This window comes from Brevundimonas sp. GW821-FHT10E09 (genome assembly GCF_058809375.1).
This window is the reverse complement of record NZ_JBXASO010000009.1, coordinates 50,803-75,249: the sequence shown is the minus strand read 5'-3', so window position 1 is coordinate 75,249 and position 24,447 is coordinate 50,803. Positions and strand designations below refer to the sequence as shown.

General features: G+C 68.2%; 19 protein-coding genes. 11 read left to right on the top strand and 8 right to left on the bottom strand.

Going from position 1 to position 24,447, the window contains the following annotated elements:
* Positions 1–70 precede the first annotated feature (70 nt).
* Together AC1RSI_RS10080 and AC1RSI_RS10075 are read right to left on the bottom strand one after the other, a co-directional pair.
* On the bottom strand, positions 71–538 hold the full coding sequence (locus AC1RSI_RS10080) for a MaoC family dehydratase (protein WP_035309389.1): 468 nt from the start codon (positions 536–538) through the stop codon (positions 71–73).
* A 63-nt stretch (positions 539–601) separates the two neighbouring features.
* Positions 602–1,582: a threonine ammonia-lyase gene (locus AC1RSI_RS10075; protein WP_035309390.1), complete on the bottom strand. Its 981-nt coding sequence runs from the start codon at positions 1,580–1,582 to the stop codon at positions 602–604.
* 64 nt (positions 1,583–1,646) lie between these two features.
* Between AC1RSI_RS10075 and glpK the strand changes: the two genes are divergently transcribed.
* Complete coding sequence (gene glpK, locus AC1RSI_RS10070; protein ID WP_196066404.1) at positions 1,647–3,137, top strand: glycerol kinase GlpK; 1,491 nt, start codon at positions 1,647–1,649, stop codon at positions 3,135–3,137.
* A gap of 33 nt (positions 3,138–3,170) precedes the next feature.
* Positions 3,171–4,244: a phosphotransferase gene (locus tag AC1RSI_RS10065; RefSeq protein WP_035309394.1), complete on the top strand. Its 1,074-nt coding sequence runs from the start codon at positions 3,171–3,173 to the stop codon at positions 4,242–4,244.
* A 122-nt stretch (positions 4,245–4,366) separates the two neighbouring features.
* Here AC1RSI_RS10065 and AC1RSI_RS10060 read toward each other — a convergent pair whose 3' ends face one another.
* From AC1RSI_RS10060 to AC1RSI_RS10045, 4 genes are all read right to left on the bottom strand, one after another.
* The gene (locus tag AC1RSI_RS10060; protein WP_035309396.1) at positions 4,367–5,119 is read right to left on the bottom strand and encodes a DUF1223 domain-containing protein; all 753 of its coding nucleotides are present in this window, start codon (positions 5,117–5,119) and stop codon (positions 4,367–4,369) included.
* Positions 5,120–5,186: 67 nt separating this feature from the next.
* On the bottom strand, positions 5,187–7,400 hold the full coding sequence (locus AC1RSI_RS10055) for a prolyl oligopeptidase family serine peptidase (RefSeq protein WP_035309398.1): 2,214 nt from the start codon (positions 7,398–7,400) through the stop codon (positions 5,187–5,189).
* Between the two features lie 150 nt (positions 7,401–7,550).
* Positions 7,551–9,710 carry a prolyl oligopeptidase family serine peptidase gene (locus AC1RSI_RS10050; RefSeq protein ID WP_154726573.1) on the bottom strand — a complete coding sequence of 720 codons (2,160 nt, stop codon included), beginning with the start codon at positions 9,708–9,710 and terminating at the stop codon, positions 7,551–7,553.
* A gap of 93 nt (positions 9,711–9,803) precedes the next feature.
* Positions 9,804–10,595 (bottom strand): potassium channel family protein, encoded by a 792-nt coding sequence (locus AC1RSI_RS10045; protein WP_008261921.1) that lies wholly within the window; start codon positions 10,593–10,595, stop codon positions 9,804–9,806.
* A gap of 40 nt (positions 10,596–10,635) precedes the next feature.
* Here AC1RSI_RS10045 and dapF point away from each other — a divergent pair, with 40 nt between their 5' ends.
* The 5 genes from dapF (at position 10,636) to AC1RSI_RS10020 (ending at position 16,086) form a co-directional block, all read left to right on the top strand.
* Positions 10,636–11,466, top strand: coding sequence for a diaminopimelate epimerase (gene dapF, locus AC1RSI_RS10040; protein ID WP_196066403.1), 831 nt, complete (start codon positions 10,636–10,638; stop codon positions 11,464–11,466).
* A 143-nt stretch (positions 11,467–11,609) separates the two neighbouring features.
* The gene (locus tag AC1RSI_RS10035) at positions 11,610–13,967 is read left to right on the top strand and encodes an NADP-dependent malic enzyme (protein WP_154726571.1); all 2,358 of its coding nucleotides are present in this window, start codon (positions 11,610–11,612) and stop codon (positions 13,965–13,967) included.
* 2 nt (positions 13,968–13,969) lie between these two features.
* Positions 13,970–14,842 (top strand): 16S rRNA (cytidine(1402)-2'-O)-methyltransferase, encoded by an 873-nt coding sequence (gene rsmI, locus AC1RSI_RS10030; protein ID WP_154726570.1) that lies wholly within the window; start codon positions 13,970–13,972, stop codon positions 14,840–14,842.
* A complete protein-coding gene (locus AC1RSI_RS10025) occupies positions 14,839–15,261 on the top strand; it encodes a YraN family protein (protein WP_154726569.1) in 423 nt (140 codons plus the stop codon). The genes rsmI and AC1RSI_RS10025 overlap by 4 nt, the downstream gene beginning before the upstream one ends.
* Before the next feature lie 9 nt (positions 15,262–15,270).
* Positions 15,271–16,086: a transglutaminase family protein gene (locus AC1RSI_RS10020; protein ID WP_291756556.1), complete on the top strand. Its 816-nt coding sequence runs from the start codon at positions 15,271–15,273 to the stop codon at positions 16,084–16,086.
* Here the strand turns inward: AC1RSI_RS10020 and AC1RSI_RS10015 are convergent.
* The gene (locus AC1RSI_RS10015; RefSeq protein ID WP_035310816.1) at positions 16,083–17,336 is read right to left on the bottom strand and encodes a UbiH/UbiF/VisC/COQ6 family ubiquinone biosynthesis hydroxylase; all 1,254 of its coding nucleotides are present in this window, start codon (positions 17,334–17,336) and stop codon (positions 16,083–16,085) included. The two genes, AC1RSI_RS10020 and AC1RSI_RS10015, sit on opposite strands and share 4 nt — an antisense overlap.
* Positions 17,337–17,613: 277 nt before the next feature.
* On the opposite strand from AC1RSI_RS10015, the gene AC1RSI_RS10010 reads away from it, so the two are divergent.
* The 4 genes from AC1RSI_RS10010 (at position 17,614) to AC1RSI_RS09995 (ending at position 22,962) form a co-directional block, all read left to right on the top strand.
* Positions 17,614–18,555, top strand: coding sequence for an Acg family FMN-binding oxidoreductase (locus tag AC1RSI_RS10010; RefSeq protein ID WP_291755441.1), 942 nt, complete (start codon positions 17,614–17,616; stop codon positions 18,553–18,555).
* Positions 18,556–18,644: 89 nt separating this feature from the next.
* On the top strand, positions 18,645–21,059 hold the full coding sequence (locus tag AC1RSI_RS10005) for an FtsK/SpoIIIE family DNA translocase (RefSeq protein ID WP_447941254.1): 2,415 nt from the start codon (positions 18,645–18,647) through the stop codon (positions 21,057–21,059).
* Positions 21,060–21,244: 185 nt separating this feature from the next.
* Complete coding sequence (locus tag AC1RSI_RS10000; protein WP_154726434.1) at positions 21,245–21,928, top strand: LolA family protein; 684 nt, start codon at positions 21,245–21,247, stop codon at positions 21,926–21,928.
* Positions 21,929–22,164: 236 nt separating this feature from the next.
* Positions 22,165–22,962: an exodeoxyribonuclease III gene (locus tag AC1RSI_RS09995; protein WP_035308307.1), complete on the top strand. Its 798-nt coding sequence runs from the start codon at positions 22,165–22,167 to the stop codon at positions 22,960–22,962.
* 3 nt (positions 22,963–22,965) lie between these two features.
* On the opposite strand, the gene yczR is transcribed toward AC1RSI_RS09995, so the two are convergent.
* Positions 22,966–24,417, bottom strand: a complete 1,452-nt coding sequence (gene yczR / locus AC1RSI_RS09990; protein ID WP_447941255.1) for a MocR-like transcription factor YczR — start codon at positions 24,415–24,417, stop codon at positions 22,966–22,968.
* Positions 24,418–24,447 lie beyond the last annotated feature (30 nt).

Here is a 24,447-nt window from a genome sequence, read left to right as displayed (position 1 = left end):
TGCTTGGACGCACTTCGGACCCCGCGAGAACACAACGCCGGGGCGCTGGCATGTCCCCCCAAACGAGAATTTAGCCGGCCATCACCTGCATTCCCAACCACTCCGCGATCAGGGCGGGCTTGTCGTCGCCTTCAATCTCGACCGTGATTTCATGCTTCAACAACCAGCGCCCTGCGCCCCTGTCTTCGGCCGACAGCAGCCGGAACCGCCCCCGAACCCTCGACCCCGCCCGCACCGGAGCCAGGAATCTGAGCCGGTCAAATCCGTAATTGATTCCCATCACCGCACCCTTAAGCGGCGCAACGGCGTCATAGCTCATCGCCGACGCCAGGCTGAGGGTCAGGAAACCGTGGGCGATGGTTCCGCCGAACGGCGTCGTCTGGGCGGCCTCGGGATCCACATGGATGAACTGCCGATCCTCGGTGCAATCGGCGAAGGCGTCGATCCTGGCCTGGCTGACCTCGAACCACCTCGAGACCCCCACCTGCTGGCCAACCCGACTCTGGAGCTCGCTCGTCGTCATCACCGTCTTCGCCATGAGGTTCCTTCCCGACTTTCCTGTTTGAGCGACGGTGGCCGAGACAATGCCGGAAGGAAAGACCTACCCCTCGAAACGGCCTTCCAAGATCTCGCCATAGAGCACCGCGTCAACATTGCCTCCGGACAGGACGATACCTGTGGTTCGCCCTTTCGTCTCGGACTTGCCGGAGAGCAAGGCCGCCAGGGACACCGCCCCGCCGGGCTCGACGACCAGCTTCAGGTGACGGAAGGCGAACCGCACCGCCTCGGCCACCTCCGCATCCGACACCGTGAGCGCCCCCGCCAGCCGCCGATTGATCGGCCAGGTCAGTACGCCCGGCATCGGGGACATCAGGGCGTCGCAGATCGACGGCGGGCCCTGCGGATGACCAACCCGCTCCCCCGCCGCCAGAGACCGCGCGGTGTCGTCATAGGCCTCGGGCTCCACCACGATCACCTTCGTCTGCGGACTGCGTTCAGCCATGACCAGATTGATCCCGGCCATCAGCCCGCCGCCGGAGGCGCCGCACAAAAGCTGGTCCATCGGCGCATCCGCCTGGTCCAACATCTCCAGCGCCACCGTGCCCTGGCCCTCGATAATGAAGGGATCGTCGAACGGCGGGACCAGAACAGACCCCCGCTCGGCTGCTATCGCGGCGCCGATGGCCTCTCGGCTCTCGGTCCAGCGATCATAGAGCCGCACCTCTCCGCCGAATCCGATCACCCCCTCGACCTTCACCCGGGGCGAGTCGGACGGCATGACGATGATCGCCGACGTCCCGACCAAGGCGGCGGCGGCGGCCACGCCCTGGGCGTGATTGCCGGAAGAAAAGGCGACGACGCCCCGCGCCTTCTCCTCGGCGTTCAGTCGGCTGATGCGGTTGTAGGCCCCGCGAAACTTGAACGCCCCTGCCCGCTGCAGGTTCTCGGCCTTCATCAGCACCCGCCCGCCGACCACGGCGTTCAGGGCGGGACTTTCGATCAACGGCGTGCGGACAGCGACGCCGTTGATCTGGCGGGCGGCGTCAAGGACGCCTTCAAAGCTGGGCAGGTGCGTCGTCATATGCTCCCCTTAGCCCAGGGTACGAGCGCCGCGTAAGGCGCCGATATGGAGAAACCGCTTGAGCCTGATCCTCGCCATCGACCAGGGCACGACCTCGACCCGCGCCATCGCCTTCGAAATCCGCGACGGGGGCCTGCGCCCCGTGGCCGTCAGCCAGATCGAACTGGCCCAGCATTTCCCCCAGTCCGGATGGGTCGAGCATGATGCGTCCGAGATCTGGTCCGCCGTGCTCCAGACCTGTCGCGAAGTGGTGCAGAAGGCGGGCGGCGTCGATCGGTTCGCCGCCGTGGGCCTCACCAACCAGCGCGAGACGGCCGTGATGTGGGACGCAGGGACCGGCGCGCCCCTGCACCGCGCCATCGTCTGGCAGGACCGGCGCACCGCCCCCGTCACTGCGCGACTGACCGCAGAAGGCCACGAGCCCGCCGTCCAGGCTGCGACCGGCCTGATCCTGGATCCCTATTTTTCGGCGACCAAGTTCGCCTGGCTGCTGGACGCCGTGCCGGGGGCGCGCGACCGGGCGATCCGGGGCGAGGTCAAACTGGGCACGATCGACGCCTGGTTGATCTGGAAACTGACGGGCGGCCGGATTCACGCCACCGACGCCTCCAACGCCGCCCGCACCGCCCTGATGGACCTGAAGACGGTCGAATGGCGCGACGATCTGTGCGCCCTGTTCGCCGTGCCCCGCGCCGCCCTGCCCGCCATCGTTCCTTGCGCGGGGGTGATTGGTGAGACGGAGCCCGGCCTGTTCGGCCGCGCCCTGCCCCTGGCCGGATCCGCGGGAGACCAGCAGGCGGCCCTGGTCGGGCATGGCGCCCTGCACCCCGGAGACGCCAAGATCACCTATGGCACCGGGGCCTTCCTGGTCGCCAATGTCGGGCCGGAACCCGTCGCCTCGACCCGTCGTCTGCTGGGCACGCTGGGCTATCAGGCCGCAGGCCAGACCGCCTATGCGCTGGAGGGTTCGATCTTTTCGGCCGGCTCGGCCATTCAGTGGCTGCGCGACGGGGTGAAGCTGATCTCGGAATCCCGCCAGTCCGAAGCAATGGCGCAGGGCCTGGCCGATAACGGCGGCGTCTATATGGTGCCCGGTTTCACCGGCCTGGGCGCGCCCTGGTGGGAGCCCGAGGCGCGGGGCGCCGTGGTGGGGCTGACGCGGGATTCCGGCCCGGCCCATTTCGTCCGCGCGGCGCTGGAGGCCCTGGCCTATCAGACCCGCGACCTGCTGGACGCCCTGGCCCAGGACGGCGCCCCGCCGCTGAAAACGCTGAAGGTCGACGGCGGCGTCACCGCCAACAGTTTCGCCATGCAGTTCGTCGCCGACATCTGCGAGGTCGAGGTCGAACGCCCGGCCTTCCAGGAAATGACCGCCCTGGGCGCCGCCCGCCTCGCCGCCCTCGGCGTCGGACTTCTGCCCGATCTGCAGGCCCGCACGACCGAGGCCCCGGCCCGCTGGACGCCCCGCATGAAACCGGCCGAGCGCGACCGCCTGCTTTCCGGCTGGCGCCGCGCCGTAAAGGCCGCCATCATCGCCGCGCCGGACCGCGCATAAGACGGGGCCGGTGCAGGAAACAACAGGCCGCCCATGACCGACGCTACAATAGACGCCCAGACGGCTTTTTCCGGCACACGTGAGGTCGATCCCCGCTATCGGCTTGACGAGGAGGCTCTGGACGCCTGGATGGCCGTCCATGTCGCTGGCTACGTCGGTCCGCTGACGATGCGCCAGTTCAAGGGCGGCCAGTCGAACCCGACCTATGAGCTGACCACGCCCGGCGCCGCCTATGTGTTGCGCCGCAAGCCGCCCGGCGTCCTGCTGCCCAGCGCCCATGCGGTGGACCGCGAATTCCAGGTCATCTCAGCCCTCGCCGCCCAGGGATTTCCAGTGGCCCGGCCGCACGCCCTGTGCATGGACGAGACCGTCATCGGCTCGATCTTCTATGTGATGGACAAGGTCGAAGGGCGTATCTTCTGGGACCTGAAGCTGCCCGGCCTGACGCCGACGGAACGGCGCGCCGTCTATGAGGCCCAGACAGACGCCCTGGCCCGGCTGCACGCCTTCGATCCCGACGCCATCGGCCTGACGGACTATGGCAAGGCCGGCAACTATTTCGCCCGCCAGGTCGGCCGCTGGACCAAACAGTATCGCGCTTCCGAGATCGAGCCGATCCCGTCCATGGATCGGCTGATCGCCTTCCTGCCGGACAGTCTGCCGCCCGAGGGGCCCAGCCGCATCGTCCACGGCGACTTCAGGCTGGACAATCTGATCCTGGCGCCGGATGCGGCCGAGGTTCGGGCCGTGCTGGACTGGGAGCTGTCGACCCTGGGCGATCCAATGGCCGACTTCTCCTATCTGCTGATCGCCTGGGCCATTCCGGCGTCCCTGCGCAACGGCCTGGCCGGCGCCGACCTGGAGGCTCTGGGGATTCCCTCCGTCGAGGAAACGGTCGAACGCTATGCGGCGGCGACCGGGATGCGGCCCGCCAATCTGGACTGGCTGTACGCCTATAATCTGTTCCGACTGGCGGCAATCTGCCAGGGCATCGCCGGTCGCGTCCGCGACGGCACAGCGGCCAGCGCCCACGCCCGCACCATGGCCGCCCAGGTCGGGCCGCTCAGTGACGCGGCCTGGGGCTTTGCGAAGAAGGCGGGCGCCTAGAACCCCCTGGCCTGCCCCTGCAGCTCTATCCGCCCCTGAGCCTCACGCGCCGAACGACCGGTTGCCGGCGACAGGCCCAAACTCCGTCAGAGCGTCCTGCCCGACGTCCCAGTAGGCGCGGTTCAATTTCTGACGGCGGCGCCCAGGATGCGGCGATCCGTCTTGCCCTGGATCATCACCACCACGGCGTCTCCGCCATGCGTCTGGGGCAGATCAAACAGGATGGGCCGGCCGCGCCAGTCGCCGAGGTTCACGATATCCCGCACCACATTGACGTGGCGTACGGTCTGCCCCCGGTTCTCGCCACGGCTGACCTCGACCATTTGGGGGCCGGGCGTATAGGTGACGGCCAGCACCTCCGCGCCGCCCGACGGCGGGCGGCCCGAACCGATCCCGACCTGATCGCCGGTCTCGCGGAATTCGATCTCGGGCGGCCAGATACGGCGGCTCGCCTCCTCCACAATGGCGTGTTCCAGCTCCAGTCCACGCGCGCCGGACACCTGGCGGCGGCCGTCGATCACCACCTGGGGCGTGGACACGCCGCGTTGGCGCAAAGCGGCGCGATAGGCGCGCTGGCGCTGCACGAACTCGGGCCGGGCGAAGGTGTCGGTCCAGCCCAGATAGTCCCAGTAGTCGACGCCATAGGTCAGGGCGATGACCCCCGGCTCGCCCGCCGCCCGCTCGACCACCGCATTCGCCTCGACACAGCCGCCGCAGCCCTGGGCGGTGAACAGTTCGACCACCACCGGCGAGCCGGCCGCGGCGGCCGCGCGCACGGGCTTGCCCCGCGCCCCGACAGGCTGGGCGACCGACCCGACGGACAACAGAACGCCCGTCATGACCGTCGCTGCGATGATCCAGACCCTGTTTCTCATGGCGACGTTCTTTAGCCCGCGCAGATGCGGCCGGGAGTCATAAGTGCGTGACCCGCAGCCCCAGGCCTCAATCCATCAGTTGTTGCGACAGATAGACATAGTGACGGGCCCAGCGCCGCGCATTGGCCACCGGATCGGCGTCGTTGGAGTGACCGCCGGCCGTATCCTCGTAATAGAGATGGTCGTGGCCCTGGTCGCCCAGACGGGCGGCGAACTTGCGCGCGTGGCCCGGGTGGACCCGGTCGTCGCGGGTGTTGGTGGTCAGATAGACGCGGGGATAGGTCACGTCCGGCCGCAGCTGCTGATAGGCGGAATATCGGGCGATCCACTCGGCTTCTTCGGGGATGCGCGGATCGCCGTATTCGCCGATCCACGAGGCGCCGGCCGGCAGCTCGTGATAGCGCAGCATGTCGACCAGCGGGCTCTCGATCACCGCTGCGTTGAACAGTTCCGGATGCTGGGTGATCGACACGCTGGTCAGAACACCCCCGTTTGACCGGCCATAGATGCCCAGGCGGCGCGGGCTGGTGACGCCGCGCTGTTCCAGATCACGCGCCACGGCGGCGAAATCGTCGAAGGCGCGCTGGCGGTTTCCGTCCAGGGCCGCCTGGTGCCAGTCGGGACCGAACTCGCCGCCGCCACGGATATTGGCCTGGACGAAGACCCCGCCCCGCTCCAGCCACAGCTTGCCCATCTCGGGCTTGTAGGCCGGGTTCAGACTGACCTGGAAGCCGCCGTAACCCAGCATGATGGTCGGGTTCGACCCGTCCAGCTTCATGTCGCGCGGACGGGTGATGAAATAGGGGATCCTGGTCCCGTCGGTCGAGGTGGCCTCGTACTGCTCCACCACATGGGTCGAGGCGTCGAACTTGGCCGGGGCGGATTTCAGCTCGGTCAGGGCGCCGATGTCCATACGGGCCAGGCTGAGGGTCGGAGGCGTCAGGAACCCCTGGAAGGAGACAAAGGCCTCGCCGCGCGACTTGGAGGAGTCGCCCAGATTGACGGCCACATTGTCGGGCACGGCGATGGAGGCGCCGCTCCAGACCGGGCGATTGTCCCGCCCGAAGCTGAACTGGGTCAGGCGACCGGCGACATTGTCCGACAGGGTGGCCAGGACGGAATCGCTCATCACCGCGACCGACTGCAGCGATTGGCGCGGCCCCGGCGTGAAGATGGTCTCGGGATCGGTGTCGGGATAGAGGCCGCCGCTTCCGCGTTTCAGCTCGTCCAGCGACACGGCCAGCAGCGAGCCCGCCGTCACCTCTCGCGCACCCCAGCGCCACGCCTCGTCGTTCGACACGACCAGCCGGTCGCCGATGACGCCATAAATCGACACCCGCGACGGCAGGGCCAGCTTCATCGTCGAACCGTCGTGGGCCATGGCCCAGGTCTCCGACCGGAAGGTGTCCAGCGGGCGGGTGATGATGACGGCTGTGACCTTACCGTCCTTGTCGCGATAGACGGCCGGGCTGACGCCATAGCCGCCGTCGCCCTGTTCGCCGCGATAGACCTCGACCGCCTGGGCCAGGGTCTGGCCGCGCTTCAGCGTCTTGACGATGAAGGGATAGCCGGACTCGGTCATTGTTCCGGAGCCAAAGTCGGTGGCGACCAGGAGCGTGTCGCGGTCCAACCATTCGATGCGGTGCTTGCCCTCTGACAGGTTGAAACCACCGTCCACGAACTGTTTCGTCGTCAGGTCGAACTCGCGCACCACCACCGCGTCCTTGCCGCCGTCGGACAGATTGATCAGGCAGCGGGTCTCGTCGGGCGCCAGGCAGTCGGCGCCCTTGAACACCCAGTCCTTGCCCTCAGCCTTGGACAGGGCGTCGATGTCCAGCAGGGTCTCCCACTGCGGGGTCGCGGTGCGGTAGCTGTCCAGCGTCGTGCGCCGCCAGACGCCCTTGGGATTGGCCGCGTCCTGCCAGAAATTGCCGATTCCGTCGCCGAGGAAGGAAGGGCCCGGGATCCGGTCGGTGGCGGTCAGGATGGCCTGGGCCTCGGCGCGGAAGGTCTCATAGCGCGGGTCGCCGGTCAGGACGGCCAGGGACTTGCGGTTCTCATCGGCGACGAAGGCCATGGCCTCGGCCCCATCCACCTGCTCCAGGGCCAGATGATCGTCCGCTGCGGCGACGCCCGCAGGGGTCAGGTCGCGCGGGAAGTGGGGCGGGGACGTCTCCGAAGCGACGGTCATGGGGGAGAAATACTCTTCCATGTTCCGGTTGCTCGCGCAGGTTCCGAGCAGCAGCGCCGGGATGGCGGCGGACAGGATCAGGTGACGCATGGCTCAAACTCTCCGCTCATCCCCGCGAAAGCGGGGACCCAGACCTTTGGGCGTTCGGCGCCGCCCGTTCGTACTGAACTCGATCCCAGTCGCCGAACCTTGCGAAAGAACTGGGTCCCCGCTTTCGCGGGGATGAGCGGATAAAGAGACCTATTCCTTCGCCGGGGAATCCATCAGCCGCCGCGACAGGTAGGTGTATTCCAGCGCCAACCGACGCGCCGTCTCTTGCAGGTTCGCCCCCGCCGCATGGCCGCCATCGGTGTTCTCGTAGAACAGCACCGGATAGCCCAGCTCTTCCAGACGCGCCGCCGCCTTGCGGGCGTGGCCCGGATGGACGCGGTCGTCCTTGGTCGAGGTGTGGATGAAGACCTCCGGATAGGGCTGGCCGGCCCGCAGGTTCTGATAGGGCGAATAGGCCTGGATCCAGGCGCGTTCTTCCGGAACGTCCGGATCGCCGTACTCGCCCTTCCACGAGGCGCCGGCCAGCAGCTTGTGGAAGCGCAGCATGTCGAACAGGGGCACCTGGATGACCGCCGCGTTGATCAGGTCGGGCCGCTGGGTCAGCATCGCCCCCATGAACAGGCCGCCTTGGGAGCCGCCCATGATCCCCAGCTTCGGCTGGCTGGTGATGTCGCGCGCGATCAGGTCCAGGGCCACGGCCTGGAAGTCTTCATGCGCCCGCTGGCGGTTCTGCTGCAGGGCCGCCTCGTGCCAGCGCGGACCGAACTCGCCGCCGCCGCGGGTATTGGCGATGACATAGACCCCGCCCCGCTCCAGCCACAGCTTGCCGACCGTGGCCGAATAGCCGGGCAGCAACGAGCTTTCGAACCCGCCGTAACCGTACAGCAACGTCGGGTTCGACCCGTCCAGCGGCATGTCGGCCTTATGGACCACGAAATAGGGGATCATCGTCCCGTCGGCCGAACGGGCCTCGTGCTGGTCCACCGTCATGCCGGTCGCGTCGAACTTGGCCGGCATCGACTTGACCTGATCGACCGCGCCGGTCGCCGCATCGGCCAGCCACAGGCTGGACGGGTTCAGATAGCCGGTGACGCTGACGAAGACCTTGTCATCGGTCTCCGACGCCGAGCCGACGCCGACCGAGACGTTCTGCGGCAGGCCCAGGGTGGAATAGGTCCACTCGCTGTCGCCGGGGCGATAGACCCGCACCGAACCGCGCACATTGTCGTACAGGGCGACGACCAGGGTGTTGCGCGTCGCATTGACCCCCTCGACGGCCTGACGCTCGGTCGGACGCAGCACCAGGACCGCGGGCGTGGCCTGGTCTTCCAGCCAGGCGTCCAGCGGCCAGGCGATCAGGTCGCCGCTCTTGAAGTCCTGGCCCGACGGCGCGGTCCAGTCCTGTTTCAGCGACACAACCAGCTTGCCCGCGACCAGTCCGGTAATGTCCGACTTGGCCGGCAGAGCCAGTTTCACCACCGCCCCGTCGTCGGTCACGCGATAGGTCTCGGACGAATAGAAGTCGATCGACCGGTTGATCAGGGTCGCCTTCAGCGCCCCGTCGGCGTCCCGCAGCGTATAGCCGGACACCGAGACGTCGGTCGGTTCGCCCATGAACAGGACGTCGGCCTGATCCAGCGACTGACCGCGCATCATCCGCTTCACTATCATCGGATAGCCGGAGTTGGTCAGGGTGCCGACGCCGAAATCGCGCGAGATCAGCAGGGTGTCCTTGTTCAGCCAGGTCGCGCCGCCCTTGGACTCCGGCAGGAAGAAGCCGCCCTCGACGAAGCTGCGGGTCACGCTGTCGAACTCACGCAGGGTCACGGCGTCCTTGCCGCCGTTCGACAGGCTGATCAGGCAGTAGCGCTCTTCGGGCGCCAGGCAGGTCGAACCCTTGTAGACCCAGTTGGCGCTCTCGGCCTCGGCCAGGGCGTCGATGTCCAGCACCGTCTCCCACTGGGGCTCGGCGGTCTTGTAGGAGTCCAGCGTCGTGCGTCGCCAGACGCCGCGCACATGCTGGGCGTCCTGCCAGAAATTGTCGATATGACCGTCATGGGTGAAGCCCGGAGCCGGGATCCGGTCGCGCGCCTGTACGATGGCTAGCGCCTGCTGGTGCAAGGGCTCATAGCGGGGGTCGCCTTGCAGCACGCCCAGCGAATGGGTGTTGTGGTCCTTGACCCAGGCCATGGCCCGCGCGCCCTCGACGTCCTCGAGCCAGACATAGGGGTCGCTCGCCTCGCTGGTTGCGAAGGCGGGAGCGGAGGAAGCGGTCTGGGCCATGGATACCGACGTCAGGCTGGTGGAGGCGAGAAGGGCCGCGAGCACGGCGGCGGATGAGCGGATCATGGACAGTCCCCGGAATTGAAGACGGGCACCTTAACGGCGGTCCGCCGCGCGGCAAGGCGACGAATCCGCCCTTACGGTTTTGTCATCTTTGTCTCAGCCCTCGTCCGGGATGCAGATCAGATTTCCGCAGGCCTTGCAGTGGACGGCGTCCGGGTCATGGGTCTGAAGGCCGCATCGGTCGCAAGGGAAACGAACCTTGTGCGGCTTGATCAGGGCCTGGGCCAGACGCAGGAACAGGGTGATCCCCACCAGCATGATGGCGATGGACAGAAGCTTGCCCAGCGGCCCCGGCAGGGTGACGTCGCCGAACCCGGTCGTCGTCAGGGTCGCCACGGTGAAATAGAGGGCGTCGATATAGCCGCTGATCCCGTCATGCCCCCGGAAGGTCGCATAGACGAAGCCGGTCACGACGAAGACGAAGGTGACCAGACCCGAAAGCGCGCGCACGATCCCCTCGACCCGGGTGTCGTCGAACCGCGCGCCGACCGTCCGCCAGAAGAAGTCGGAGTTCAGCAGGGTCCACAGCCGCAGCATCCGCAGGAAGCCGAGGTTGAACAGCCAGGCCGGGAACAGCAGGGTCGCCAGAATAAACAGGTCTAGCCAGACGATCGGCCGTTTCAGCCAGTCCTTGATGTCGGAATAGGCGTAGGCCCGCGCCGCCAGATCGACCGCCAGCAGGGCGGCGATCAGATAGTCGAGCACATAGAAGGCCCAGCCCATGTTCTTCAGGATCGGCGCCGCCAGGAAGAAGGCGATGATGGCGAAGTCGATGACGATGACCGTCAACCGGAACTTCACCGCCGCCGGCTGGCCGCCGTGATACAGGTATCGCAGCCGCGCGCGCAGCCTCAGGCCGTCCTTGGGGTCGGTTTCGCTCTGGGACACAGTGGTTTCCGGACGACGGGGATAGGCCTATATGGCCTGCATGACCCGTCCTTTCATCAAGATGAACGGCGCCGGCAATGACTTCATCGTCATCGACGCGCTGGAAACGCCGTTTCGTCCGACCGAGGACCAGATCCGCGCCCTGGCGGATCGCGCCACGGGCGAGGGGTTCGACCAGTTGATCGCCATCGAGCCGTCCGAGACCGCCGACGCCTTCATGCGGGTGTGGAACGCCGACGGCTCCATGGTGGAGACCTGCGGCAACGCCCTGCGCTGCGTCGGCTGGCTGCTGATGGAGGCCGGCGGCGGCGACAGGGTCACGATCGACACCGCAGCCGGCCCCACCGCCGCCACACGTGCGGGCGACCGCCGGGTCACGGTGGACATGGGCCGCCCGCGCCTCGACTGGACTCAGGTGCCCCTGGCCGAAGAGATGGACACGCGCGGCATCGAGCTTCAGGTCGGCCCCATCGACGCCCCGCTGCTGCACACGCCCGGCGCCCTTTCCATGGGCAATCCCCACGTCGTCTTCTTCACCGACCGCCAGGACGACGGCTTCGTCACCGGCTCGGGCTCTCTGGTCGAGCACCACCCGCTGTTTCCTGAAGGCGTGAATGTCGGTTTCGCCCATGTCCTTGACCGCGACCATATCCGTCTGCGCGTCTGGGAACGGGGCGCCGGCCTGACCAAGGCCTGCGGCACCGGCGCCTGCGCCGCCCAGGTCGCCGCAGCCCGGCGCGGCCTGACGGATCGCAAGGCCACCGTCGTCGTCGATGGCGGCGAATTGGTCATCGACTGGGACGCGGCGACCGACCATGTCCTGATGACCGGCCCCGTCGAGATCGAACGCACGGGCGCCCTGTCCTTCTAGACGGCGCATCCGGTTGACGCTGACGCAAACGGAAACTTGCGGCCCGGTCTGTGACCCTTCCGGGGCGTCAAGGCTTGGCGCAGCCCTTCCCACGCTCTAGGACACGAACGGTTACAGCCCCGCTGACGCCCTGGACGCCCCCGATGCCCGATCAAACCGAAAAACAGACCTTCTCCGACCAGGAGGCGCTGGACTTCCACCTCTTCCCGACCCCGGGCAAGATCTCGATGGCCCCGACCAAGCCGATGGCGACCCAGCGCGACCTGTCGCTGGCCTATTCGCCGGGCGTGGCCGTGCCGGTCCTTGCCATCGCCGCCGATGCGGACAAGGCCTACGAATATACGTCCAAGGGCAATCTGGTCGCCGTCATCTCCAACGGCACCGCCATCCTGGGCCTGGGCAATCTGGGCCACATGGCCTCCAAGCCGGTGATGGAGGGCAAGTCGGTCCTGTTCAAGCGCTTCGCCGACGTCGACAGCTTCGACGTCGAGGTCAAGACCACCGATCCGGACGAATTCATCACCGTCGTCAAGAACATCGGCGACACCTGGGGCGGCATCAATCTGGAGGACATCAAGTCCCCCGAGTGCTTCGTCATCGAGAGCGAGCTTCAGGACCTGCTGGACATCCCCGTCTTCCATGACGACCAGCACGGCACGGCCATCATCTCGACCGCCGGCCTGATCAACGCCTGCCACGTCGCCGGAAAACGGCTGGACGAGGTCAAGGTGGTTCTGTCGGGCGCGGGCGCGGCCGGCCTGTCCTCGATCGCCCTGATGAAGGCCGCCGGGGTCAAGGCCGAGAACACCGTCATCTGCGATCGGGACGGCGTCGTCTATCAGGGCCGCGAACACGGCATGGACCAGTGGAAGGCCGCCCACGCCACCGACACCCCCCTGCGCACCATGGCCGAGGCCATGGTCGGGGCCGATGTCGTCCTGGGCCTGTCGGCCAAGGGCGCGATCACCAAGGAGATGGTGGCCTCCATGGCCCCCAATCCGATCATCTTCGCCATGGCCAACCCCGATCCCGAGATCACGCCGGAAGACGTCAAGTCGGTCCGGTCCGACGCCATCATCGCCACCGGCCGCTCGGACTATGTGAACCAGGTCAACAACGTCCTGGCCTTCCCCTATCTGTTCCGGGGCGCCCTGGATGTGCGCGCCCGTCGGGTGAACCACGAGATGAAGGTCGCCTGCGCCCAGGCCCTGGCGGCCCTGGCCCGCGAGGATGTGCCCGACGAGGTGGCCGCCGCCTATCGCGGCCGCAAGCTGAAATTCGGCCCCGACTATATCATCCCCACCCCGTTCGACCCGCGCCTGATCTGGTACATCCCGCCCTTCATCGCCCAGGCGGCGATGGATACAGGCGTGGCCCGCGTCCAGATCGAGGACATGGACGTCTATCGCAACGCCCTGCGCTCGCGCGTCGATCCGTCCGCCGCCCTGATGCAGAAGATCAACTCGGCGGTGCGCGGCGGACCGAACAAGCGCGTTGTTTTCGCCGAGGGTGAAGAACTGGCCGTCATCCGCGCCGCCTGGGGCTTCAAACAGGCCGATCTGGGCACGCCCATCCTGGTCGGCCGCGAGGATCTGATCCGTCAGAACGCCGCCGAGGCCGGTCTGAATTTCGACGACCTGGGCATTGAGATCACGAACGCCCGCGTCTCCGAACACAATGTCGAGGACACCGACTGGCTGTACGAAAAGCTGCAGCGCCGGGGCTATCTGCGCCGCGACGTCGCGCGGATGATCAACCAGGACCGCAACTATTTCGCCGCCACCCTGGTGGCCAAGGGTCGGGCCGACGCCATGGTCGCGGGCGTGACCCGCAACTTCAACATGGCCCTGAAGGAGGTCCAGCGCGTGCTGGACGTCGAGGACACCCTGATCGGCCTGTCGATCCTGCTGGCCAAGGGCCGCACCCTGTTCGTGGCCGACACCACCATCCACGAACTGCCGGACGCGGCGGAACTGGCCGACATCGCCGTCAAGGCGGCCGAGACCGTGCGCAGGCTGGGCCGCAATCCGCGCGTCGCCTTCCTCAGCTATTCGACCTTCGGCAATCCGCCTGGCGACCGGGCCGAAAAGGTGCGCGAGGCCATCCGCATCCTGGACAAGAAGGGCGTCGATTTCGAATACGAGGGCGAAATGCCGCCGGAGGTGGCGCTGGATCCCAAGGGCCACCCGGCCTACGCTTTCAACCGCCTGACCAAGCCCGCCAATGTCCTGGTCATGCCGGCCATTCATTCAGCCGCCATCTCGACCAAACTGGTCCAGGCCCTGGGCGGCGCCACGGTGATCGGCCCCCTGCTGGTCGGGCTGGAGAAGCCGGTGCAGATCGTCTCCCTGGGCGCCTCGGTCAGCGAGATCATCACCGCCGCCACCTTCGCCGCCTATGACGCAGGTCCCGCCTTCCAGGGATCGGGCCTGACCTCGGCGCCGCGGCCGCCCGCAGCGGCGGTCGAGAAGAGCACCACTGCGGTGCCCCCCACCGTCTGATCATGAGCGAACCCGGCCCCTTCCCGCCCACCGCTCCACCGCCTCGGCGGGTGGAGCCGGGTCTCTATCTGGTGGCGACGCCGATCGGGAATCTGCGCGACATGACGCTGAGGGCGCTGGACGTCCTGGCCGCCGCGGACCTGGTCCTGGCCGAGGACACCCGCGTCACCGCCAAGCTGCTGACCGCATACGGGCTGAAGGCGAAGCTTGAACGCTGCGACGATCACGCCTCGACCCGCGCGGCTGAACTGGCCATCGAACGGCTCAGGAACGGCGAGGTGGTGGCCCTGGTCTCGGACGCGGGCACGCCGCTGGTGTCGGACCCCGGTTTCGTCGTCGCCCGGGCCGTGATCGCCGCGGGCCTGCCGGTCCATCCGATCCCCGGTCCGTCCAGCCTGCTGGCCGCCCTGTGCATCGCCGGCCTGCCCGCCGACCGGGTCCTGTTCGCCGGCTTCCTGCCGCCCAAGACCGCCGGCCGCAAGTCGATGCTGGAAGACCTGAAAAGCCAGCGCCAGACCCTGGTCTTCTTCGAGAGCGGGCCGCGTCTGCGCGACAGTCTGACAGATATGGCCGCCGTCCTGGGTCCGCGCCCCGCCGCCGTGGCCCGCGAACTGACGAAGCTGTTCGAGGAATGCGTGCGCGGCCCGCTGGACGAACTGGCCGTCCATCCCAAACTCGACGGTCCCAAGGGCGAGATCGTCGTGGTGGTCGGTCCCGGCGAAGCCGAGGTCGCCTCGGCCGCCGATGCCGATGCGGCCCTGGCCGAGGCCCTGACCCGTCTGGCGCCCGGCGAAGCGGCGTCAGAGGTGTCGCGCGCCCTGGACCTACCCCGCAAGCCTCTGTACCGTCGGGCTCTGGAGCTCCAGGGCAAGTGAACGCCCGCCTGCCCCGCCCGGCGCCGAAGCGACGCCCCAAGGCGGCGTGGCGTCAGGCCAAGGGCGGCGCCGCCTTCAAGGCCGGCCATGCGGCCGAATGGGTCGCCGCCCTGTGGCTGATGTTTAAGGGCTATCAGGTGCTGGGCTTCCGCCTGAAGACCCGGTCCGGTGAAATCGACCTGCTGGCGCGACGCGGCCGTATCCTGGCCGTGGTCGAGGTCAAACGTCGCACCAGTCTGAACGCCGCGCTCCTGGCTCTGAAGCCGACCCAGCATGATCGACTGATCGCGGCGGGCGAGGCCGTCCGGCGCAATCGGCCGGCCCTGCAACCTCTTGATTTGAGAATTGATATGGTGGCGCTGGCTCCTGGCCGGTTTCCGCGTCATCTTCGCGGCGTCCAGAGACACGGCGGGGGCTGAAAGGATCGCATGACGCGGGAGAAGGCCGAGGCCATCCTGACGTCGGCCGGAGCGGCTGGCGACGACGGCTTCCCGCTGCTGGAGGCCGCGATCGCCTGCGCCATTCACGACAATCCGTTGCGCGACGCCGAGCCCGTCCGCACCCTGGCCCACGGCGCCTGCGAACGGCTGAAGGAACGGATCGGCGCAGAAGGCCCCGACGACGCCCTGTCCGAGACCATGGCGGCCGACCTGCGGCTGAACGGCGACCTGCTGCACTACGACCATCCCGACAACACCGACATCATCGCAGTGGCCGAACGTCGGCGCGGCCTGTCGGCGGCGCTTGCGGTCTTCTATCTGCACGCGGCCCGGGCGGCGGGGCTCAAGGCGGCGGGCGTGGATTTCCCGGGCCATTTCCTGGTGCGGGTCGAAACCGGCGAGGGACCGGTGGCCCTGGACCCCTTCAGTCAGGGGCGGCTGGTCATGCCCAGCGAACTGACGCGCCGCGCCTTACGCGCCGGCTTGACGCCGCATGTCGCCGACCGTCTGGACATACTGATGGCGCCGGTGACCGACCGCCAGACCTTGATCCGGCTGCAGAACATGCTGTTCAGCCGCGCCATCCACAGCCGCGACTATGACGCCGCCGAACGCTCGGCCCTGCGCCGCGCCCTGCTGGACCCCGACGATCATCGGCCCTGGCTGGACGTCGCCGCCGCACGCGAGAAACAGGGCGCCCTGACCGGCTCGCTCCAGGCCCTGTCTCGCGCCCACGGCCTGGACGGCGTCGAGGAGGCGCGGCGCAGTTCGACGTTCGAACGCGTGCGGCTGCGGCTGAACTAGACCGCCTCGCCGCGCAGCAGCTTCGGCAAATCCCCAGTCGCCCCGCCGGCTTCCTGCATGAAGGCCCGACGCAAAGGCCCGATGCGATTGACCGCCGCCATGCCCAGATCGCGCGCGATCCGCACCGGGGCGATGTCGTTGGAGAACAGCCGCACGAAGGCGTCGAACCCCGCCGCCAGGGCCGCCGTGTCGAACCGGCGCCAGCGGGCGTAACGTTCCAACACCGTCTCGGCCCCGATATCTTCGCCCAGACGCGCGGCCTCGGCCAGCACCTCCGCCAGGGCCGCCGCGTCCTTCAAGCCCATGTTCAGCCCCTGGCCGGCCACCGGGTGCACGCCGTGGGCCGCGTCGCCGATCAGGGCGATGCGCGGCGCGACGATCTTCTCGGCCAGGCTGAGCGACAGCGGATAGACGAAACGCGGCCCCTCGACCGTGACATCCTCCAGAAAATCGCCGAACCGCCGCATCAGATGGGACTGGAAGGCCGCGTCGGAGGCGTCGCGCAGGGCCTCGGCCCGGCGTGTGGTCTCGGTCCAGACCAGGCTCGCGCGTTGATCCGTCAGCGGCAGGATGGCGAAGGGGCCGCTGGGCAGGAAATACTCGTGGGCGACATTGCCATGATCGCGGCCCAGCCGCACCGTGGCCACCACCCCGCTCTGGCCGTAGGCCCAGCCGACGGTGTCTATGCCGGCGGCCCGTCGAACCGTCGAACCCCGCCCTTCCGCCCCCACCACCAGAGACGCAATCAGGGTCGCGCCGTCCGCCAGGGTCACGGTCGCCTTGCCGGCGTCGGTTTGGACACTGGCGACGGAGGCCGGCGCCCGCACCTCGATCCCCGCCGCCGTCACCGCCTCGGCGAGGGCGACGCGGATGCGGCGGTTCTCGACCATATAGCCCAGCGGCTCGCCGCCCGTGCGGCCGCCGATCTCGTCGGCGTCGAACCGCAGGAAGGCCGGCGAGGCCGACCGGCTGGCCGCGCCCGGCCGACGGCCGTCGGTCACCAGGATATGGTCCATCCGGCAGGCGTGGGGCCGCAGGGACTGGCCCAGGCCCAGGGCGTCCAACATGCGGAAGGTCGAAAAGGCCACGGCCGTCGAACGGCCGTCGAACGTCGGCGCAAGTTGTGCGCTGAACGGCTGCGGATCGACCAGGACCACCTTCAACCCGGCCTGGGCCGCCGCCAGGGCGAACGCCGCCCCGCTCAACCCCGCACCGGCGATGATGATGTCGTAGCGTTCGGTGTCTGCCATGGCAGGCTTGTCGCGCCCGAAGACCGAAACGTCCAGACGGGAAATCGTCGCAACGCCGACAGGCCTTGACCTCGGTCAAGGCTTTCGCCCGACGACTGCCCCACGGATAGCGCGGCAGGAGGCCAGGATGAACAGACGACGGATTCTGATCGGCGCCGGCGCAACGCTCGCCTTGGGCGCGGCGGGCGGCTTCGCTTGGCGGACATCCACAGGATCAAGCGGCGACTACGACCGTCTCACGGCCCGGTTTCGCGCCCCCTTGACGGACGCTCCCCCCGTGACTGAACTGGTCCGGTACGCCGCCCTGGCGGCCAGCGGTCACAACACCCAACCCTGGCGCTTTCGCCTCTCCGACGGCACTGTCGATATCCTGCCCGACCTGACCCGCCGGACGCCGGCGGTCGATCCCGATGACCACCATCTGTTCGTCAGCCTGGGCTGTGCGGCCGAGAATTTGCGCATCGCCGCCGCCGCGACCGGCCGCCCCGGCGAACTGGCTTTGGGCGCTGACGGACGCAGCCTGCGCTACAGCTTCACCTCCGGAACCGCCCAACCGGATCCCCTGTTCGCCGCCATTCCAGCTCGACGCTCCAGCCGCACCATCTATGACGGCCATCCCATACCGCCGAGCGCGCTGGCCCGACTGCGTCAGGCGACCACGGCGCCCGGCGTCGCCTTTCATCTTCTGACCGACCGGCCCAGCCTGGATCGCGTCCGCGAACTGGTGGTCGCCGGCAACACCGCCCAGATGGCCGATCCCGCCTTCATGGCCGAGTTGAAACATTGGCTGCGCTTCAATCCCCGCGCGGCCCTGCGCCAGGGCGACGTCCTGTTTTCGGCGTCCAGCGGCAGTCCCGTCCTGCCCGATGGCCTGGGCCGGCTCGCTTTCGACCGGTTCTTTACAGCCGCGAGCGAAAACACCCGCTATGAGGCCCAGATCGCCTCGTCCGCCGCCGTGGCCGTCTTCGTGGCGGAACGATCCGATCCCGCCCACTGGATCGCCGTCGGCCGGGCCTGCCAGAGACTGATGCTGGCTGCGACGGGCCTGGGGCTTCGCCACGCCTTCGTCAATCAGCCGGTCGAGGTCGCAGCCCTGCGCCCGGAACTGGCCGCCCTGGTCGGCGAAGGCGACAAACGTCCGAACCTGGTGCTGCGGCTCGGCTTCGGTCCGACCCTGCCTCTGTCCCCGCGTCGCTCCGTCGAGGCGGTGATCCTCTGACGGCTGGGGACGGCTGGTAAACAACCTCTTAACCCTGAAGGTGCGACAAGGGCGGTCGAACGTCAGCCGCCCGGAAGGTCACGCCTTTCATGTCCACCGCCCTCGCCGTCGGCCGTCAGGCCTGGATCAGCGCCCGCATCCTGTGGGGCGCGCCCTTCGTAGTGCGCTTCCGGGGCATGCTTCAGGCCCTGCTGGCGACCCTGCTTCTGGTCGCCCTGATCTCGTGGAACCCTGCGGACGCCAGCCTGAACGCGGCTTCCAGCCTGCCGACCACCAACTGGCTGGGCGCCAATGGCGCTTTGTTCGCCGATCTGTTCATGCAGTCGCTGGGTCTGGCCGCCTGGCCCGCCGCCCTGCTGCTGGTCGCCTTTGGTCTGGCCCGTGCGGTCGGCGACGCCATCCAGCAGCGGTTGAAGCCGACGCCGTTGAAGGCTCTAGCCGCGACGGGGGGAGTACTGCTGCTGTCCGGCGCCCTCGCCGCCCTGGCCGCGCCCGCCGCCTGGCCCCTGGCCGCCGGACTGGGCGGTCTGTGGGGCGACGCCTTCACCGGCCTGACGGCCCAGGGCATAGGAGCCCTGCGCATTCCCGGCGGACGGATCATCGCCGGTCTGGTCTTCCTGATCGGCGGCCTGTGGCTGACCGGTTTCGCCATCGGCCTGCGGGCTATGGATTTCGTGGACGCCCTGCACTGGGGTCGATCGCTGCGTCGTCCGCCCGCCCCCCCCGCCCCTGCGGTCAAGACGCCCCGCCCCCGCGCCGCGGCCAAGCCCAAAGCCGAACCTCGCGCAGCCGCAAGCCTCGACGATGTCGCGACGGACTCCGGTTCGGCCGACACCCCTCAGACCGCCTATGACGACCTGCCCCCGTGGGAAGACGAACCGGCTCAGGCGGCGCCCCGCCCCTCGGTCGCCCGGCCGATCGAGCCCCGCGTCGCTGCGCCCAAGGCGCCCAAGGCCCGCAAGGACGACACAGACCAGCAGGCCTTCGACTTCGTTCGGCCAGAAGGCGCCTTCGACCTGCCGCCGCTGGGCATACTGACCAAGCCGGCCCAGCGCGTCGCCTCGGTGGACGAGCACTCGCTGAAGCAGAACGCCAAGATGCTGGAAGGCGTGCTGCAGGAGTTCGGCGTGCGCGGCGTGATCGACCAGATTCGACCCGGCCCGGTCGTCACACTCTACGAATTGGTGCCTGCTCCCGGCGTGAAACACGGCCGCGTCGTGGCCCTGGCCGACGACATCGCCCGCTCCATGTCCGCGCGCGCCTGCCGCATCTCGGTGGTCCAGGGCCGCAACGCGATCGGCATCGAACTGCCCAACGCCAAGCGCGAGACCGTCTATCTGCGCGACCTGCTGTCCAGCGCCGAATACGACAAGAAGGGCCACCTGCTGCCCCTCGCCCTGGGCGAGACCATCGGCGGCGAACCCTATGTCGCCGACCTGGCGCGGATGCCCCACCTGCTGATCGCGGGCACCACCGGCTCGGGCAAGTCGGTGGGGGTCAACGCCATGATCCTGTCGATCCTGTATCGCCACAGCCCGGCCGAGTGCCGCTTCATCATGATCGACCCCAAGATGCTGGAGCTGTCGGTCTATGACGGCATCCCGCACCTGCTGGCGCCGGTCGTCACCGATCCGAAGAAGGCCGTCGTGGCCCTGAAATGGACGGTGCGCGAGATGGAGGATCGCTATCGCCGCATGTCCAAACTGGGCGTGCGCAATATCGCCTCCTACAACGAACGCGCCCGCGAAGCCCAGGCCAAGGGCGAGCATTTCGAACGCACGGTCCAGACCGGCTTCGACGACCAGGGCCGCCCGGTCTACGAGTCCGAGAAGATCCGGCCCGAGCCCCTGCCCTTCCTGGTCGTGGTCATGGACGAGATGGCCGACCTGATGCTGGTCGCCGGCAAGGATGTGGAAGGCGCCGTCCAGCGTCTGGCCCAGATGGCCCGCGCCGCAGGCATCCACCTGATCATGGCCACCCAGCGCCCGTCGGTCGATGTGATCACCGGCACCATCAAGGCCAACTTCCCGACCCGGATCAGCTTCCAGGTCACCTCCAAGATCGACAGCCGCACCATCTTGGGCGAACAGGGCGGCGAACAGCTGCTGGGCCAGGGCGACATGCTGTACATGGCCGGCGGCGGGCGGATCACCCGCCTGCACGGCCCCTTCGTGGACGACAAGGAAGTCGAGGACGTCTGCAAACATCTGAAGGCCCAGGCCGAGCCCGACTATCTGGACCTGATCACCGACGAACCGGACGGCGATGCAGACGGGGCGATGGATGACGGGGGCGGCGGCTCCGGCGACGACCTGTATGACCGCGCCGTGGCCGTGGTGACGCGCGACCGCAAGGCCTCGACCAGCTACGTCCAGCGCCGGCTGCAGATCGGCTACAACCGCGCCGCCTCGCTGATCGAGCGGATGGAGCAGGAAGGCGTGGTCAGCCCGGCCAACCACGCGGGCAAGCGCGATGTCCTGGCCGGCCCGCCGCCGATGGCGTGACGCCGCTTCGGAACAGGCGGCGTCCAGGCCCGTTACCCCTCCCGCTGCCGTCGCAAGCTTCAGCATTTCGATGAACAGGACTTCATCGGAGCGCCGGAATATGGTCAGGCTCGCGTCATTCCGACGCCAAGCCGACCGGGCAAGATGGCAGGATCGACAACCGTCCCGAACGGGAGACTGACTTCATGACCGCCCACGCCAAGACCCTCGCCCTCGCCCCCGCCGATTTCCAGCGCCGTCGGCTGCTGCTGGGCGCAGGCCTCCTGACCGGCCTTGCAGCGCTTGGCGTCTTCGATGCGGCCCAGGCCCAGTCCAACCTGTCCGCCGAAGACCGCGCCGTGGTGCAGCAAGCTCAAGCCTATCTGCAGGCCCTGACCTCGGCCCAGGGGACCTTCGTCGAGACGGGTCCGGGCGGTCAACGTCGTGAAGGCCGTTTCTATCTGCAGCGTCCGGGCAAGATGAGGTTCGAATACACCAGTCCGGCCGGACTTCTGGTGGTGTCGGACGGCTACAACGTCAAACGCTATGACCCGCGCCTCAACAATTTCCAGCAGGTGCCTCTGGGCCGCACGCCCCTGTCCACCTTCCTGGCGCGCAATGTCCGTCTGGACCAGGGCGTCCGCATCGACCGTGTCACGCGGATGAGCTCCGGCGCCTTCGCGATCACCGCGCGCGATTCCGGTCGTCCCAACGACGGTGCGGTCGTTCTGGCCTTCGCCGGCGATCCGATGCGGCTGCATGAATGGACCATTACGGACGCACAGGGCGCCCGCACCCGCACCCAGCTGACAGCGCTTCAGCCGGCCTCGAACCTGGCTTCCAGCCTGTTTCAGCTCCGGGATCCGACCCGTCGCCCCGGTCGCAACTGAGTCTGGCTTCAAGGATCAACACTATCCGTCCGTTGCCGGATAATCACAGCCAAACATCAAATATGACAATTTGACCTTTTCTTTTTGCCGTGACATTAGAAGCACAGAGCGGCGGCGGCCGTTCTACCGCCTCGGATGCATCCCCCTCCCGGCGGCGAGAGAGACGATCACCTTTTATAAGCCCGGCCCGTAGCGGCCGGGCCTTTTTTATGCGCCGAGGCCTGCTATGGCGGGGCATGACCCTTCGCCTCGCCACCTGGAACATCAACTCCGTCCGCCTGCGCATCGACCAGGTCGCCCGGTTCGTCGCCGAACGCGCGCCCGACGTCCTGCTGTTGCAGGAGATCAAGTGCACGACCGATCAATTTCCGCGCGCCGCCTTTGAGGACATGGGAATGCCCCACCTGCGCGTGGCCGGCCAGAAGGGCTGGCACGGGGTGGCCATCGCCTCGCGCCTGCCGCTGGAGGACAGCGACACCTTCCAGGTCTGCAAACTGGGCCATGCGCGCTGCGTCTCGGCCCAGGTCGCCGGAATCGACGTTCAGAACTTCTATATCCCGGCCGGCGGGGACGTCCCTGATCGGACCCTGAACCCCAAGTTCGATCACAAGATGGACTTTTACGAACAGCTGACGGCCATCGTCGCCAGACAGGACAAGGCCCGCCCTCTGGTCATGGCCGGAGACTTCAACATTGCGCCGGGCGAAGGCGATGTCTTCAATCATCGCTACATGTCCAAGATCGTCAGCCACACGCCGATTGAGGTCGAGACCCTGAACCGGCTGCAGGCGACTGGCGGCTTCGCCGACGTGCTGCGGGACCGATTCCCCGAGCCGCAGAAACTGGCCAGCTGGTGGAGCTATCGCGCCGCCGACTTCCGCAAGTCCAACCGCGGCCTCCGCCTGGACCACATCTGGACCTCGCCGGGCCTCACCCCGGCCGTGGTCAAGGACACCGCCCGAATCCACGACGACGTCCGCGAATGGGACCGCCCGTCGGATCACGCCCCGGTCACGGTCGATCTGGACGTCTGACCCTCAATAGACGGGAAGCAGGCGTCCGCGGATCGCGGTGGCGGGCTTGGGGCGTCGGCCCAGAGCCTTGGCCGCCTTGGCCAGTCGATCTACGGCCTGGTCCAAGACCGGTTCGGGCAGGGTGTAGGGCAGGCGCAGGCGGCGTTCGAAGGCGCCGTCGACGCCGAAGCGAGGCCCCGCCGCCAGCCGCAGCCCCTCGGCCTCGGCTCGCACCACCAAGGCGGAGCTGATCGGCGCGGGCAGGCGGACCCAGAGCGACAGGCCGCCGGCGGGACGGGGGCAGGTCCAGTCGGGCAGGCGCTGGGCGAGCTGCGCACGCAAATGGTCTCGCCGCGCTCGCAGAAGGGGGCGACGCGCCGCCAGGGCCGCACCGCCGTCATTCAGCAGTTCAACCGCCGCCAACTGCTCCAGGATCGGCACACCCAGGTCGAAACTGGCGCGGCTCTGGGCCAGGCGCTGGATCACCGCGCGGTCGGCGCGAATCCAGCCGATGCGAAGACCGCCCCAGACGCTCTTGGACATGGAGCCCAGCCGCACGACGCGCGGGGCGTCCACGGCCGAGGCGCTGAGCGCCGGCGGGCCGCTGAGCGTCAGCTCGACCAGGGTCTCGTCCAGCACCAGCAGCGTTTCCGACCCCTTCAGCCCGGCCAGAAGTCGGGCGCGGTCCGGGGCGCGCATCATCCGGCCCGTCGGGTTGTTGTGGTCCAGCACCAGATAGGCCATCGGCGCGCCGCTGCTCCGACAGGCCGAGACCAGGCTGTCCACGTCCCAGCCGTCGCCATCGTCGGACAAGGCGACCGGCGTCGGCCGCCCCCCAGCGGCCAGGATGGCGTCGATCGCCTGAGGATAGGTGGGGTGGTCGAAAACCACGGGGGCGCCGGGTCGAACGGTCAGGCGCAACAGATGAACCAGCCCGTTGTGGGCGCCGTGGGTGATCAGAATCTGACCCGGCGACGTCGCCAGGCCCCGTCGTCGATAGCCCTGGGCCACGGTCTCGCGGAGTTCCTCGAGGCCCTCCGGCTCATAGCCATGGCCGGGCAGGTTGGCGGGAAGTCGCTCCAGCGCCCGCACATAGGCGGCGTGGACATTGGGGTCGGCGGGAAGGACGGCGGCCGTCAGATCGATCATCCCCGGCTTTGGCGACCCGTCTGGCTGCGGCTGGCGAGGGGCAGGCCCGGCCGGAAGACTGGTGCGCGCCGCCTCCCCCTGTCCGCCGACCAAAAACCCGTCATCCCGGAGTCGCCCATAGGCGGCCGATACGGTCGTACGGCTCAAACCCAGGGCCTGAGCCACTTCGCGCTCGCCCGGCAGGCGGGCGGCCAGCGGCAGACGCCCGTCGAGGATCAGAAGTCGTACCGCTGCGGCGAGCTGCCGGTAGGCTGCGCCCGCCCCCGACGAACGCCAGACGCCGAGATGGCGGACAAGGGGGCCTAGGCCAATGGAGCGAGGGGACATGAAGCCAGAATGCCATAACTGGCCCTTTTT